The sequence below is a fragment of the Methanosarcina sp. DH2 genome (assembly GCF_020804225.1).
Lineage (GTDB): Archaea > Halobacteriota > Methanosarcinia > Methanosarcinales > Methanosarcinaceae > Methanosarcina.
Genome location: NZ_WJBI01000008.1, coordinates 30,494 through 45,474, shown reverse-complemented (window position 1 = coordinate 45,474; position 14,981 = coordinate 30,494). Strand labels below are relative to the sequence as shown.

Sequence of the window (14,981 nt, the reverse complement as noted above, 5' to 3'; positions counted from 1 at the left end):
ATCCTTAATCGCCCTAGTTTCGCCACCCGAGTTTCGCCACCCGAGTTTCGCTTCCCGAGTTTCGCTTCGGGATCACAGGAAATCGAAGATTTTCTGGGAGTTGCACTGCAAGTGCAACAGCACGAGGTCTGTTTCACTCGCTTCGCTCGTTCAAGCAGACTAATTTATAAAATCACAGATTTCACTTCCCGAATTTCGCTTCGGGATCACAGGAAATTGAAGATTTTCTGGGGGTGTGATGTAATCGGCAATAGTATGCGGTCTTTTCGCTCGCTTTGCTCGCTCAATAGGACTTGTTTATGGGTTCTAAATTACGAATTTGTAACCGTTACAACTGTATTCGCACACTAAACCGTTTTTGTCACGCTCGACGCAGGAGAGAGGTCTTGCAAATATCCGACATGTACTCCACATACCCAACACGCACATATACCTACAAGCTGGACTAAAAGACCAGGGCTATCGTTTGGGACAAGGATAAGGGTTAAGAGAGGGAATGCCAGGCGTGAAGGGGTTATCTGTCGGAGGACCAGCTATACTAAGGATGAGCAGATAGAAAAGCTAAACGAAGTTGCCCAAAAGCAAGCTGTCCATATGAAATATTTTTTACGATAATAGTGAATTCCCAAAAAGGATTGCATCCACTACGTCGCTAACCCTATTTGAAATCCTTCACTTTGAGGGAATGAGAGATACCTGTTTACTCATCACTTTTAGCTTCTTAATTGCTGAAATGGTTGCCTGAGATTCTTTATAAATCTTGTTTTCGTAATAACTTATGATCTCGTCAACCGGAGTGGCAAGAGAATAAATCTTCATCGGTCGTCCTTTTCCAGGCTTTTTTTCCGAACGCACACTGATCCAGGACTGGTTGTGCATTAGCCTCACTGCAAGACTGACTTCAGGTTGCCTTAATCCGGTACTTATTTCAATCTTCTGGGATGAAGCTTCGTCTACAGTCATAAGATATGCCATGGTAGTAGCAGCATTTCTTGACATCCCGAGATCACTCAATGCTTTAATAAAAATATGGTCGTTTTCATCCAACATTTTTACTTCAGAGTCTTTCATGATAACCCCTAGATATTTCTAGTTTTATGGATAATTTGTTATCTTAAAGAATGCTTTTATAATTACTCATTAATCGATGATACCTTATAAACATTTTCAAAATATATGCATTTACACGATTTTTGGTAGCTTGAGGTTTAAAGAATATTGATTTTTTGGTCCAATCGCGTAAGCCCAGATATTATTATAATGCGAATTTCTATTCTGTATCCTCTTTCAAACTGCCATTCCACTAAAAATTAAAGGGTAACATTTATGGGTAAAAAGGGATACAGAAAGGAAGGAATGATTTGAGTCATTTTTTTATGGTGTTTAACAATGTCTAAAAATATTCAGAAACCTAAATCTCGTAGAGAACACGATCAAATGAAACGCGATGGAATGAATAACCAAAAATCAATATCAGATAATAAAAGTATTAACCAAAAATCAGTATCAAATAATAAAAGTATAATTGAAAAATGCAAGAAACTTATCAGAAGAAACAACTCGGAAAGTTAAGCATCCCGATAATATCAAATTTCCAAAAAACGGTCTTAAGAAACTGTTTTAAAATTCAAACAACTTCTATAATTGGATAATGGGTAATGTTAACTTTAGACAAATAGTGAATTTTTCCGAAATTCAGGTACACATTGACCTTAAGGATAGTGCTTTATCCTATAGGACTTACGCACTCGAGATATAAAATCAAGTACCTTAAACAGCATGGTTTAAATTTACGTTTCGACATTTGACAGTTTAATGCTAACGTTTTTCAGTTCGAATGCGTAAGTCCTATCCCCAATTAACCGGTCTTATTCAGCTATTAAAAACGTATTTTCACCTTATTTTTTCACCTTATTTTTTCACCTTATTTTTTCACCTTATTATTTCTCTCTCGCATCCTGAACAAATTACATCTGCCATAGTCCTGGGGTGCTTAATACAAAGTCCTCCGTATTTGCATTGAACTATTAATTTTATTCCATCACTTACCAGATTGCTTTTATCTCTCTTTCTTTTTATCATCATTTCTCCGATTCTATCTCTCTAATTCATTCTGCCAGCCTATTAAGCTGCTCCTGCTGTCTGGCAATGTCATCTTTAAACAACATTCATTATCTCTTCCTGTTCTGTGCTCTTCTCATCCATTCCTGCTCCTGCAAATGAAAGATAATAGTAACATCCGTTCCAGCCAGTTCACTAATAGTGCAGAAGTCACTTTTTATGAAATTGGAGCATATACGAGGCTAAGGTAGAACCAGGCATAGCTATTTTTGCACATCTATCCCTTAAAAGAAGTATACTCCACTTAACCACGCACAAATACCTAGAAGCTAATCTAAAAGGCTAGGCTATCTCTGGATAATGATCGATCACTTGTATTAGGAAGGCTCCTTGAAGACTGTTATATCTGGAACGGTACTCAAAGCGGTACTCTGCACCTAACTTCAACAAATTTGAAAAACGTTCTATTATACAATAATCATTATAATGCTGCTAATTTCTCTTCTTATTTCCCTGCTGGTAAAAAAGTTACTGTGAATATTGATGATAATAACCTCACAAGTTTAGATATTTCCAATGACCCTGGTTTACTTTATTTAAATACTAGTCGTAATTCACTAAATCAAACAGCGCTAGATGGGATACTCCAGACGCTGGACTCTTATAATACTAACGATGGGTCTTTAGATTTAATGGAAATGCTGCACCAACAATTATAGGAATAGCACATGCAAATAATTTAACTGCTAGAGGATGGAAGGTTCAAAGCTCAGAAAAATAAACCAGTTGAAATTTAACAAGTATTAAGGACCTAAAAAATCTTTAGAACAAAAGTTATATAAACGTTTTATGTTTAGGGAACGCAGCGGGTCACAAATACCCCCTGTCCTTTACAGACCGTTAGACAATTTAATTTCAGGACAAAATAATGGCAAAAAAAGTATTTAAGACCTTTAAATTGAAAAAGACAGAGAATGACAGGACAGAAAATGGTAGAAATTGCAGTATTTATGAAAGATTATAGAAACGATCTTTTCTATGATCTCGTTGATACTTTGCGTTTTAGTAGTAATGCGTATCGCTTATTTGCTGTATAATGACGGTTTTCTGCTTGCTTGCGTATCTTCATAAACAATAAGGTACAATAGTAGCTTGGGGTGAATAACTGTGCACAAATTTATAAAAATCGTGGGTTACATCTTAGCGATAATAGGGCTTGCTCATGTTGTAAAACATATCATGCATTGCAAAGAATGTCGCTGCTTGTGTGGCTGGTACAAAATAAAAGTAGAAGATGAAAAACCAGCGGATTCAACTGTATCGCATAAAATAAAAGTGAAAGATGAAAAACGGCAGGGTTCAAGGTATGGCTCTGATCCGATCCGTTATTAAACTCGACAACCATAAGTAGAAGATTATGCCAGTCTAGACCACTATTTGTAGAATACTTCGACAGGCTCAATCCGATTTTCAGGCACTCCAAAAAAATATATACTTATTGGTGACGGGTCTGGAGAAGTGAACTACACCTACCTAAAATCTTCGTAAACTCAGATTTTTGAGGAAGGTGCTTCCTGCTTCATACTAGTACTGTGATTCCAAAGTATATTCACAATCCTGAATTTTGAATAGACCTATAGGTCAACGAATTTCCCACTACTGAACAAGGGGCTTGTTTTGGAATCGATGCACTAGGCGGTTGCCGTTTTTTCCCGGTCCACAGGCTCAAACCGTAGTCCCTACGGCGAATTTCTTTATATTGATAGCTGCATTAATGTCCCTATCATGCAAAACATTACAGGAAGGACAAAGCCACTCTCTAATATCTTCTGTCAAATTTGGATGCTTATAACCACAAACGTTACARGTTTTTGAAGATGRTTCCCATTGACCTATCTTCAAAACTGTTTTACCAGACCATTCAGCTTTGTATGTTAATTTTTGCACGAAAGAATACCAYGCTGAATCACTAATAGCCWGTGCTAATTTGTGGTTCTTTTTCATTCCTTTAATATTTAAAGTTTCAACWGCTACYGCTTGGTTTTCRCTGATTAGCTTTTTTGAAACTTTATGTTGAAAGTCATGTCTCTGATTAGCAATTTTCTCATGCAACTTAGCAAGTTTGTRTGCTGCCTTTCTACGGTTTTTTGAACCTATGACTTTCCTGGAAACTCTTCTTTGCAAGAATTTCAATCTTTCAAGAGAAATTTTCAGGAATTTARGATTATCTATTTTTTCTCCTGTAGAAAGAGTAGCAAAAGTCAAAAGTCCAACATCAACTCCAATCATTGTAGCAYGGGAAAATGATTCAGGTTCAGGACATTTCTCYCCATCATCAGTTAAGATACTGATATAGTATTTTTCKGTAGGGGTTCTYGATACCGYTATTGTTTTTAGAAATTCAGAATTAGAATCACTTTTAATAATATTTCCTTCTAATYCCATTTCCTTAAAAAGTTGCTTATGTATCTTAACTTTTATCCARCCGATTTTTGGTAAATTAATTTTAGAGGTAGCAAAATTAATAMTATAATGTTGTGGAATTTGGAAMGAGAAATGATTATCYCTTTTTCTTTTCTTTTGTGGATATTTAAACCCATCCTTAAAGAAATGGTTGAATGCAGAATTAAGATTTTTGCTAGTTTGTTGCAGAGATTGAGAATTTACTTCTTTCAAGAAGGGATAAGCTTCTTTAAGAACTTGAATATGGTTATTAAGTTCAAATTCAGATATACTTATTCTGAATTTTTTATACATTAATGATTTTATTTCAAGAAGTTTATTGTAGAYAAATCGAGTACTACCGAAGTGTTTTTCCATAAGGGCTTTTTGTTCCTTATTAGGGTAAATTCTGTATCGGATTCCTCTTTTCATCGGCATTATATACGTTTGGAAACTATATCAATATTAACAGGATAACTATCGGTATGATGTTGGGAAGTTGACGGCTCTCATCCCCTCCCTGTCCCATTCGGGCGAAAGCCCGATGTGCTGAGGAAGGGGGCTTCCCGCCTTATGAGATAAATTAAATGCCAAAAAACGACCTTGCAGAAATTGTCTTAGCTGAGATTTATCCTTCAGTCCTGTATTTTTAAAGTCTTTTCATGAAATCAGGGTGCTACCAGTCATCCAGCACATGCAGAACACATATGAAATTTGCCATATTAAGTTACATCATGATATAATATGTATTATAAGATTAATAAGCTTATACAAAATTGAATAAAAAAATTTATTTTCATTACCACATAATTTAAGTCCACTTATGAAATATATTAAGTATCATCTTAGTCACTAAAATTGATTAGTAAATAGCAAGTACACCTGTTTTGAGGACTGACAAAACCCTCTTGTATTCAGGGTAAAATTGATTTTTGAGCAACTGGAAAATGTGCGACCTTAAAGAGGTAAGAGAATACAGAACATTAACAATACAGGTTGATGCGTAGCTTAGCTGCAAAAATGAGCCCGAAGTTCTTCAGGAAAATTATCTGAACTGATTTTAATTAATAGACTATTAACTTTGTTGTTTTACTATTTTAGAGTATAAATATAACTTTTTACTAATATTAGTATAATTCAATATATTTATATTGTTGGCCTCTTAATTCCTATCTTATTATTGAAAGTACGAATATCAAATTTATATAAGTGTGGGGAGAAATTAAATGCACAAATTAGCCACCTTACTGGTGGGTACGCTAATATTGATGGCATGTTCGGGTATCGTGACAGCTGCTGAGATTATTGTCCAGCCAGGAGGCTCTATACAGTCTGCGGTAAGCAGCGCAAGCTCGGGCGATGTAATTATCGTAAAGTCCGGAACCTATACTGAAAATATCAGAATCACCACAACACCGAATCTGGTAATCAGGTCAGAATCAGGGAGGCCTGAAGACACAATAATTACGGCTAAGAGTTCGGTTACAAGTGTATTTTACACTGAAGTAAATAATACAACAATTAGCGGGTTTAAAATTACGGGTGTGGAATCTTCCAGTGCAGCTGGAACCTACCTGGTTAGATGCAGTAACTGCACAATAACCAATAACGACCTTTCGGACAATTCTCTTGGGGTATATTTGAGGTACTCGGACTACAACAGGATCCTCAATAATGCTGTCCTCGGAAAGAGCAAGGGGATTTATTTACAGGACTCAAACTACAACACCTTATCCGGTAACAGGGCGAATTCGAGCACCCCATATGGAATTCATCTTTCGCGTTCTCAGAGGAATACACTTTCAAACAATATTGCAAATTCAAACAATTACGGTATTGTGCTGGAGAACGCAAATTACAACGACCTGACCGGAAACACTGTAAATTCGAACAGTGGATATGGCTTATATCTGACAAACTCCAGTAACTGCGGGCTTACCGGCAACATCGCAAGCAGCAACGAGAGAGGCATTTACCTGATAAGGTCAAACTCAACCACAATTTCGGGTAATACGGTCCTGGAAAATACTAAATATGGAATTTTGCTCTCTTATTCAAACTATAATACGATCTCCGGAAATACGGCTAATAAAACCACAGGGGGCATTTTCCTGGATTCAGCCGTCGGAAACACAGTCTCAGGTAATACTGTTGATTTAAACAGCGTTTCCGGCTTATTTATGTGTCCCGGAAGTAGAAGTAACCGTGTTTTCAACAATTATCTAAACAATACCTATAATGCAGACATTCGCAACACAGCAAATACCTGGAATACAACTAAAACCACAGGTACAAACATTGTCGGAGGGTCCTATATCGGAGGCAACTTCTGGGCAAATCCTTCGGGTACGGGTTTTTCCCAGATAGCTCAGGACTCAAACGAAGACGGCATTGCAGATTCTGTGTATGTCGGAAGGAACTTTACCGACTATTTGTCCCTCGTATCCAGGCCTGGAATGCAGCAGCCGGTACTCCCTGTCGCAAACTTCATCACCAACACTACCAGCGGGAATGCACCTCTTGCCGTCCAGTTTACAGACACCTCTCAATACGCAACCGCAATAGGCTGGGACTTCGACAATGATGGACTTACTGACGTGAGCTCTGGAACCGTGGTCTATATGTACACAGCCCCCGGGATCTATATGGTTAACCTGACTGCGATTAATGCAAACGGTACGAATTCGCAAGCTATGACGATAACCGTTTACGATCCAGTACAGCCAGTGCCTCCAATTGCAGATTTCATTACTAATACTACCAGTGGCTATGCTCCTCTCGCAGTCCAGTTTACAGACCTTTCACAAAACACAGTTTCATGGAGCTGGGACTTTGACAGTGACGGAAGTTCTGACTCAGATATTCAAAACCCTGTTCATGTGTATGAAATCCCAGGAAACTATACAATTAACCTGACCGTAAGCAATCAGAATGGGATAAGTTCAAAAACTGCCGCAGTAGCTGTGCTGGAAACAGAAGGAGAAGGAAACAAAGAAAATAAAAATGAAAACGAAAACGAAAATGAAAATAAAAGGCTTCCTGCTGCAGACTTCAGCATGAATGTTTCAGAAGGCTATTCTCCCCTTTCTGTCCTGTTCACTGATCTTTCACAGAACGCAACCGGAATAAGCTGGGACTTTAACAATGACGGACAGGTTGAAGTGGACTCTGGGGCCGTGGTCTACGTGTATACAACTCCAGGGGAGTATACAGTTATCCTTACCGCTACTAACGAAAACGGCACTTCTTCAAAAGCCGCTACAATAACTGTGCTGAAAGAAAGCAGTTCTGGAGGAAGTAGTGGAGGAAGCAGTGGAGGAAGCAGCAGTAGTAGCAGCAGTAGTAGCAGCAGCGGTGGCGGTGGATCTCCTGAACCTGCAAAAAACGTCGATGCTAAAGAACTCTCACAGGTCTTTATTACAAACGGAAATGCTGTTAAATTTGATTTCAAAAAGAACGCAACCTGCATTGCATATGTGAGTTTCGATGCAAAGAAGACTGCGGGCAAGACCACAACGATTGTCGAGCAGTTAAAAGGAAAATCCGCTCTGGTTTCCGAATTGCCCGAAGGAGAGGTATATAAATCCTTTAATGTGTGGGTCGGAAACAGCGGGTATGCAACCTCAGAGAACATAGAAAATTCTGTTATCTGCTTTAAGGTTGAAAAAGACTGGATACAGGATAGAAAGATTGACCAGTCTTCCATTGCCCTCAACATGTACAGCAACAAAGAATGGGAGCAGCTGCCAGTCAACCTGTCAGGTGAAGATGATAAGTATCTGTACTTTACAGCCAAAGTCCCTGGCTTCTCTTCCTTTGCAATAACAGGAAAGATAGAAACCCTTCTTGAAGAAGGAGTTACCGAAATCGAACCTGAGCAGGAAACTCTTTCCATTGAAAAAGGTGGGAAAAGTACAGGAGCTGATGTTGAAAAAGGAACTGAGCAGGGCGAGAAGATAAAGGTTCCAGGGTTTGAAATGTCTTTTGGAGTAGCTTGCCTGCTTTCAGTATTCATGTATATAAGGAAATAAACAGCTAACCGAAGCAAAAGTAAAACCGAAAAATCTGGATATCGAAGAAAACTGGTGGAGGAATAAATCTTCACCTTATTTTTATCTCTACCCAATCAGATGCCATCCGAAACTTCGTGGACATCAGACTTACTAAAGATAGTTATTATACTTAGTTAAATATTTATAACCCTGCATATTTATGTTGCTTGTGCGGATTTCCGCCTAACTGAAGAAGTATCATCCATAATTATCTCTGATGGAGGAGTTAGAATAAATAGACTAATCGTTTTGCTTGCAGCTTTTCTTTTATTTGCATCAATCACGGGTATCGGAACTGCGGCTGAGACCTTCGTCCAGTCAGATGATTCAATACAGGAAGCAGTGAACAGTGCACGTCCGGGAGATATAATAATTGTAAAACCTGGGACTTATGCCGAAAATATTGTTGTAAGAAGGAATAATCTGGTAATCAGGTCAGAATCCGGGAATCCCGAGGACACTGTAATTGAGCCTTACGATCCGGATACGGATGTACTCACAATACAGGCAGATAACATAACAGTTAAAGGTTTCATGATTACCGGGGCAGGAGCCAATTGTTCAGGCGTCTACCTGTATAATTCCAATAACTGCCTTATCGAGAACAACAAACTTTTCAATAACCCTCAGGGAATACACCTCGAATCCTCCGCGAAGAACAGGGTTTTTAATAACGTAATCTCTAAAGGCGGTAAAGGAATTATCATTGAGAAATCCGACTATAATTCAGTCGCACGTAATAAAATTTCTAAATGCAGGTACGGGATTTATCTCCTGAGCTCCAAAGGAAACAGGATTTCTAAAAATACGGTTCTGGAAAACAGAGAATACGGCATTGTACTTTCGGGTTCCAATGACAATACCTTTTCCGGAAACACAGCTTCTGACAACAGCAGGGGCATCCATATTGGGAACTCTGACGGCAACACGCTCTCAGAAAACTCTATTTTCTCAAACGAAGTCAACGGGCTTTTTGTCTGCCCGAGAAGCGATAAAAATCTTGTTTTCAATAACTACTTCAATAACACTCTCAATGTAGAGGCAAATAACGGGACATCAAATGCTTATAATAAGCCAAAGACCGAAGGCACGAATATTGCAGGCGGGCCTTACATCGGAGGAAATTACTGGGCAATGCCTAACGGAACAGGCTTTTCGGAAACTGCAACTGATGCCAACGGAGATGGAATTGCTGATGAGAGATACAGGTTTGAAACCAGCTATTACATTGATCATCTGCCTCTTGTAGCGTACAAACCTCCAGAACCGGTCCTTCCCGTAGCAAATCTGAGCGTCAATACTCCGGAGGATTATGCCCCGTTCTCTGTGCAGTTTACTGATCTTTCGGAAAACGCAACTTCAAGGAACTGGGACTTTGAAAATGACGGGACCATTGATTCCTCAGATGAGATCCCTGTTTATACATACACAGTTCCCGGGACCTATACCGTTAATCTGACCGCAGCCAACGAGAACGGCACGGATTCAAAACTTATCTCAATAAATGTCGGGGAAGAGAACTTAATGGAGATACAGCCCGGATCAGAGCCTGACGTGCCTGGCGAGGAGAACATGGGCACTACAGGCTCACAGGCTGAGCAAATTTCAGGGCAGGAAGGACTCAGCAGCATGCCTGGCTTTGAAATGATTTACGGAGTCTTTTGTCTGCTTGCCATGTACATATTTAAAGGAACCAGAAAATAACAGGAAGTGAAAAACGAAGTTTCATAGGGAAATAACCTCCTCATAAGAAGAAGCAAAAACCACGAAGGAAGCAAGCATCACGAAGGAAGAAAATATCATGAAGGAAGCAAGCATCCAAAAGTTGATTCTTCATATGGAGGGACCTTGATAAAACCCTGGTAAGCCTTTGAAAAGTATGCAGAAGAATACGATGCCTGGTATGAGAAATATAAACCTGCATACGAATCCGAACTTCTTGCCCTAAGAACATTCCTCCCGAATAACCCGGGAAACCTTAAAACCCTTGAAATCGGAGCTGGAACAGGTAGATCTGCAGCTCCCCTCGGTTTCAGGTACGGACTTGAACCTGCAAGGGCAATGGCAGAGATTGCAGAAAAACGAGGAATTCAAACGGTACTTGGAGTTGCCGAGTATCTGCCCTTCAAAAAACAAAGTTTTGATCTTATTTTGATTGTAGCTGCACTTTCTCTTTTCACGGACCCGGCACAGGCTCTCCGTGAAGTTTCAGTAGTCCTTAAGCTGGGGGGGAAAATAATCACAGGGATACTTGACAGAAATAGCCTTCACGGAGATTTTTATGAGTCAGGGAAAAAAGAAGGCAAGTTTTCTTATGAGGCAAGATTTCTTTCAACTGCTGAAGTATCAGGATGGCTTATAGATCTTGGATTCGAAGAAATTAAAGTCTGTCAGACACTGTATATGCAGCCTGAGAAAATAGAGCATACAGAACTTCCACAAAAGGGGTCAGGGACAGGGAGTTTTGCTGTGATCTCAGCCAGAAAACCAGTGAATAACCGACCCAGCTAAATAATTTAAGGAATACTCTGCCTGGCCCGAGAAAATCTTCACTTAAACTCGGCGCTTGTTTTATTCATCTATTACAGGACGCCCCCGCAATCTTGTCTGATGATCCGTCAAAGAAAAGAAAGAATTAAAAAGAAGAAAGTAAAGCTAGAAAAAGAAGAGAGTAAAACTGGAAAAAGAAGAAAGTAAAGCTGGAAAAAGCAGTAAAAATCAATAAATTTACTTGTCAGCTTCTTCTTGATTTTTGTTGATTTCTTATTCGATTCCCCAGTCATTTATATCTGTTAGTTTATTGCAGGTATCCTCAGTCGTTTTTACTTTATGGGATTTATTTTTTGTTTTTTCTTTTTATGGGAAAGACCGATCTCCTTTATCGAGCGTGAAAAAACTGTTTGTTATAGTGAACGACGTTTTATGGGTCTGAATTTTAGTGAAATATGTCAAATATCCATTTTAGCCTGTATTTCGCTTAGCCTTTTCTTCCCGAGCTCAATAATGTTTATCAGTTCCACGTACTCATTTTTCGGGATAACACTGCCTGGAGACAGATATTTTACAGCATTCCCGTCAGAGTACAGCAAAATTCCGTTCCAGGCTGCAAAATGAGAACCTGACAGGTATTCGCAGGGCAGTTCCCATCTGGATTTTACGTTTTCAAAGCCGTCAAAACGGTAAAAAGTAAAATCGTTTTCCAAGATCCGGGTAAATTTCAGGAGTGAATCAGCCATATTTTCATCCGGTTTTTTGTTAAAGAAAATATTAGAAAGGAGAAAAAATAATCATAGAAAAATAATCATGAAAAATAATCATAGAAAAAAAGAAATTTTTTGTTTTTCAGGCTTTTTTCAGGTTTTTTTAAACTGTTTTCTTTTTTAAACTGTTTTTAAAGTTTATTATGAGCCTGTCAAAAGGCAATTAAAATTTGGATAGTTAAAGATCGAGTTCAGTTACTTTTTGTCCTTTAGCGCTGGTAACGGTCACGGAGATGTCTTTGAATTTCGGGACTCCTGTACCGCCGGTTTCATCCGAGACCAGCATGTTGGACCATGCACTGTTAGGCATATACGCAATGCCCCTGTGAGGGGTCTCGTATCCGGATTCCTCAGCTTTGACCACAATAGTTCCGAAAGAGTTTTTCAGGGTTACTGTGTCTCCTTTTTTCACGCTCAACTGCTTGAAGTCGGCAGTGTCCAATTTTATGATTGCAGAGCGGTCCCTGTATTCTTCCCCAAAACGGTTTTCAATCATTGCCTTGTCCTGAAAGATATCCCTGTATGTTACAACTTTTATCTTTATTTCAGGGGCTTTAAGAAAAGATCCGAAGTCCATCAGAGAGCCTCCATTATCTTTTTGAGAACTGCTTCATCCGAAAGGCGGGTTGTCTCAACAACAGGCTTAAAGTTTACTTTTACCCCGTCCATACGCGTGGCACTCCCTCCTGACTCTACCCCACTGATTGCAGTGTTAATATAGACTTTTGCGTTTCTGGAAGTCAGGGTTTCGCAGGGATCCATCGAGATAACGGGAATTTCAAGCAGGTTCTTTGAAACAGACCTGGGGAGGCTTGAAAGCGGATCAGAACCTATGATAAGGGCTGCATCTACAGTTTTTGCTTTAAGAGATTCGACAATTGAATATTCGGGCCCGTGCTTCACAGTACCGTCCTCAAACTTTACACTGTTCACATACCCTGTTTCCTCAAAAAGAGTTTCATTAAAGCCCCGCATGTTGTAATGCCCTACCATAGGTATCAGGTGGAAATTTGCTTTCCCGTTCAGGGCGTCCATGAGCCGGACAAGAGGTTCAATGTTTTCCAGGGAATAGATAAGGCCAAGCCCTACAAAAACTACGCCGAATTTTGCCCCTTTAAGGATATTCGCCAGTTCAAGAATTCTTTTAGGGGGGAAGTTGTAGGATGTTTTCGGGAGCTTTCCGGCAAGCGCTGCGATCAAAGCGTCGATAAACTCGGCATCTCCTCCTGGCGGGATCTGGAAGAAATGATTCCCACAGATCTTTGCGGTGTGGGACTTCCGGACATCTATCGCAATTGCAGTCCTCTCTTCTTCCCAGCCCCGTTGTTTTTCAGTTCCCCTGGGGAAGTAGGAGTGTTTCGAAAGATGGCGCGGGTGAGAGTCCGAAGGGTCTGCCCCCCAGAAAATAGTAACATCGGCTTTATTCCTTACATCGTCAAGAGTGCAGACCTTAAACCTATTATGAAGGAGAGCTTCAACCACACGCCCCAGGCAAAATGAAGAAGTGTCATCTAGAGTTGCACTGGCTTTTTTTGCAAGCTCGATTGCCAGTTTCTGGGTTTCATTGGTAGAAGTCCCAAGCCCGAAAATCAAGGGGTTTTTTGCATTCTTCAGGATAGCTGCAGCCTCACTGATTGCAGTTGCTTCATCTACAGGCTTATTGTCGATCCTGAAAGCCGCACTTTCCTTGCCTTCTTTCATGTGGGCTACCCCCACCCTGCAGGCGGTATAGACCTTGTTTACGATGTTCTTTTCAGACTCGACCTCGATATCGTCGCAGAGCATCCCACAGCCTGTGCATACGTAATAATTTTTCTCCATCCTCTCGCCTCACACAAACTCGATTGCCTCTACAGGGCAGGTTACTATACAGCCATTGCAGAGGATCTTGTTCTTCCCAAATCTGCGGCACTCCCCCAGGTTCTGGGCTTTGACAATTCCGTCTTCTATGACCAGGACCAGCTTATTAACATTCGTGGGGGCATTTCCCGAGCCTACTCCATAGGGGTCGTTTGCTACATTAGGAGGGCAGGCAACCACACAGTTTCCGCAGCCAAAACAGAGGTCTTCATGTACTATAAGTCCGGTTTCGGTCGCCCCTTCCGACTGTTTGAAGAGACCGCTGATCTTTTCGTAGCTTTCTTTGTATTTAGATTCCTCTTTCAGGGGCGGGCAGTCTTCAGCTGTCAGCTCGCGAGCCATAAGGGCAACTGCAAACGCCATACAGGAGGTTTTTCCACATTTTTTGCAGTTAGTCTTTGGAAGCATCTGATAGAGTTCCATTGCATTTGTCATACTAGGTCACCCTTGAGTCAAATTTATCCTAGAGTTAGTTAAAGAGATGGCAGGTTAATACCATATCAGGTCAGTAGTGTCTGTACAGACCAGATCTTTTAAACCGGAAATATCTTATTGAAGAATATCCGGTTTGAAGGAAACGCTGTCAGAGAATATTGAGTGTCTAAGAGCATTGAAATATTGAGTGTCTAAGGGTATGAAATATAATGTAAATAGATTCATTTAAAGAGATGAATGTAATCTACCTTAAACTATTGCTTTTTAATTCTCAGTGTTAATTTTAATTTACAGTGTAAACAGCCTTTAGAGGTTTTAAGTTCTCAAATAAGGCAGCTCCCAGAGACTTCAGCTCTAAATAAGGTTTCGTCTTAAGATCTTTACCTCTACAGGCTGAGAGATAAGCATTTTAATTTGAGTGAAAAGATTGGAGTGGAGGAAGTGGACAAAAAGTATTTATATAGATTGTCCTCTCCCGCCTTCGTCAATAATATTCGTAACCCCTTGTCGGGGCAGATCTGGCAGAACAAAGTCAGATCAGGAAGGCTTAAAGAAAAGCTCGCAGTGACAGTTTCCATCGTTTTCAATTTCATCCTTATGATAAATACAGGGACAAACTATCTTTTTGTCCTCATTCTCGTCCCCGGTTACTATCCTGCAAGGACAATAACGCCTCCCGAATCTTTCAACTCTTGAAGCAAGCCCATCAAGAACATAATCAAGAGCCTCTTTATCCGGATTAAGCCTGTAGCCTGCTTTGCTTGCGTATTTTTCTGTCCATTCATACATCTTATCTTTTACTTCATCATGTCCACTCATGTAGAGCTCCCTCCTGTTTTTTAAAGAGTGATAATTATTATTCGTGAGAATG

Annotated in this window: 11 protein-coding genes; 3 read left to right on the top strand and 8 right to left on the bottom strand. The window is 39.9% G+C overall.

The genetic code is table 11. From position 1 onward, the window contains the following. Nucleotides 1-672: 672 nt before the first annotated feature. From FXV91_RS11000 to FXV91_RS10990, 3 genes are all read right to left on the bottom strand, one after another. Nucleotides 673-1,071 carry a transcriptional regulator protein gene (locus FXV91_RS11000; protein WP_229390650.1) on the bottom strand — a complete coding sequence of 133 codons (399 nt, stop codon included), beginning with the start codon at nt 1,069-1,071 and terminating at the stop codon, nt 673-675. Between the two features lie 861 nt (nt 1,072-1,932). Then, nucleotides 1,933-2,085, bottom strand: a complete 153-nt coding sequence (locus FXV91_RS10995) for a hypothetical protein (protein WP_229390649.1) — start codon at nt 2,083-2,085, stop codon at nt 1,933-1,935. A 1,701-nt stretch (nt 2,086-3,786) separates the two neighbouring features. Further along, nucleotides 3,787-4,935, bottom strand: a complete 1,149-nt coding sequence (locus tag FXV91_RS10990) for a transposase (protein WP_229390648.1) — start codon at nt 4,933-4,935, stop codon at nt 3,787-3,789. A 794-nt stretch (nt 4,936-5,729) separates the two neighbouring features. Between FXV91_RS10990 and FXV91_RS10985 the strand changes: the two genes are divergently transcribed. The 3 genes from FXV91_RS10985 to FXV91_RS10975 all read left to right on the top strand — a co-directional run bounded on the left by FXV91_RS10985 (nt 5,730) and on the right by FXV91_RS10975 (nt 11,066). Continuing rightward, nucleotides 5,730-8,534, top strand: coding sequence for a PGF-pre-PGF domain-containing protein (locus tag FXV91_RS10985; protein ID WP_229390647.1), 2,805 nt, complete (start codon nt 5,730-5,732; stop codon nt 8,532-8,534). Between the two features lie 270 nt (nt 8,535-8,804). After that, on the top strand, nt 8,805-10,259 hold the full coding sequence (locus FXV91_RS10980; RefSeq protein ID WP_229390646.1) for a NosD domain-containing protein: 1,455 nt from the start codon (nt 8,805-8,807) through the stop codon (nt 10,257-10,259). 288 nt (nt 10,260-10,547) lie between these two features. Then, entirely contained in the window at nt 10,548-11,066 is a 519-nt protein-coding gene (locus FXV91_RS10975) for a class I SAM-dependent methyltransferase (RefSeq protein WP_229390700.1), read from the top strand. Nucleotides 11,067-11,503: 437 nt separating this feature from the next. On the opposite strand, the gene FXV91_RS10970 is transcribed toward FXV91_RS10975, so the two are convergent. From FXV91_RS10970 to FXV91_RS10950, 5 genes are all read right to left on the bottom strand, one after another. Next, nucleotides 11,504-11,791: a hypothetical protein gene (locus tag FXV91_RS10970; RefSeq protein ID WP_229390645.1), complete on the bottom strand. Its 288-nt coding sequence runs from the start codon at nt 11,789-11,791 to the stop codon at nt 11,504-11,506. Between the two features lie 202 nt (nt 11,792-11,993). Next, nucleotides 11,994-12,392 carry a molybdopterin dinucleotide binding domain-containing protein gene (locus tag FXV91_RS10965; protein WP_229390644.1) on the bottom strand — a complete coding sequence of 133 codons (399 nt, stop codon included), beginning with the start codon at nt 12,390-12,392 and terminating at the stop codon, nt 11,994-11,996. After that, nucleotides 12,392-13,636, bottom strand: a complete 1,245-nt coding sequence (locus FXV91_RS10960; RefSeq protein ID WP_229390643.1) for a formylmethanofuran dehydrogenase subunit B — start codon at nt 13,634-13,636, stop codon at nt 12,392-12,394. The genes FXV91_RS10965 and FXV91_RS10960 overlap by 1 nt, the downstream gene beginning before the upstream one ends. A 9-nt stretch (nt 13,637-13,645) precedes the next feature. Continuing rightward, nucleotides 13,646-14,110, bottom strand: a complete 465-nt coding sequence (locus FXV91_RS10955; RefSeq protein WP_229390642.1) for a (Fe-S)-binding protein — start codon at nt 14,108-14,110, stop codon at nt 13,646-13,648. Nucleotides 14,111-14,647: 537 nt separating this feature from the next. Beyond that, entirely contained in the window at nt 14,648-14,929 is a 282-nt protein-coding gene (locus FXV91_RS10950) for a ferredoxin-thioredoxin reductase catalytic domain-containing protein (protein WP_229390641.1), read from the bottom strand. Between the last annotated feature and the right edge of the window lie 52 nt (nt 14,930-14,981).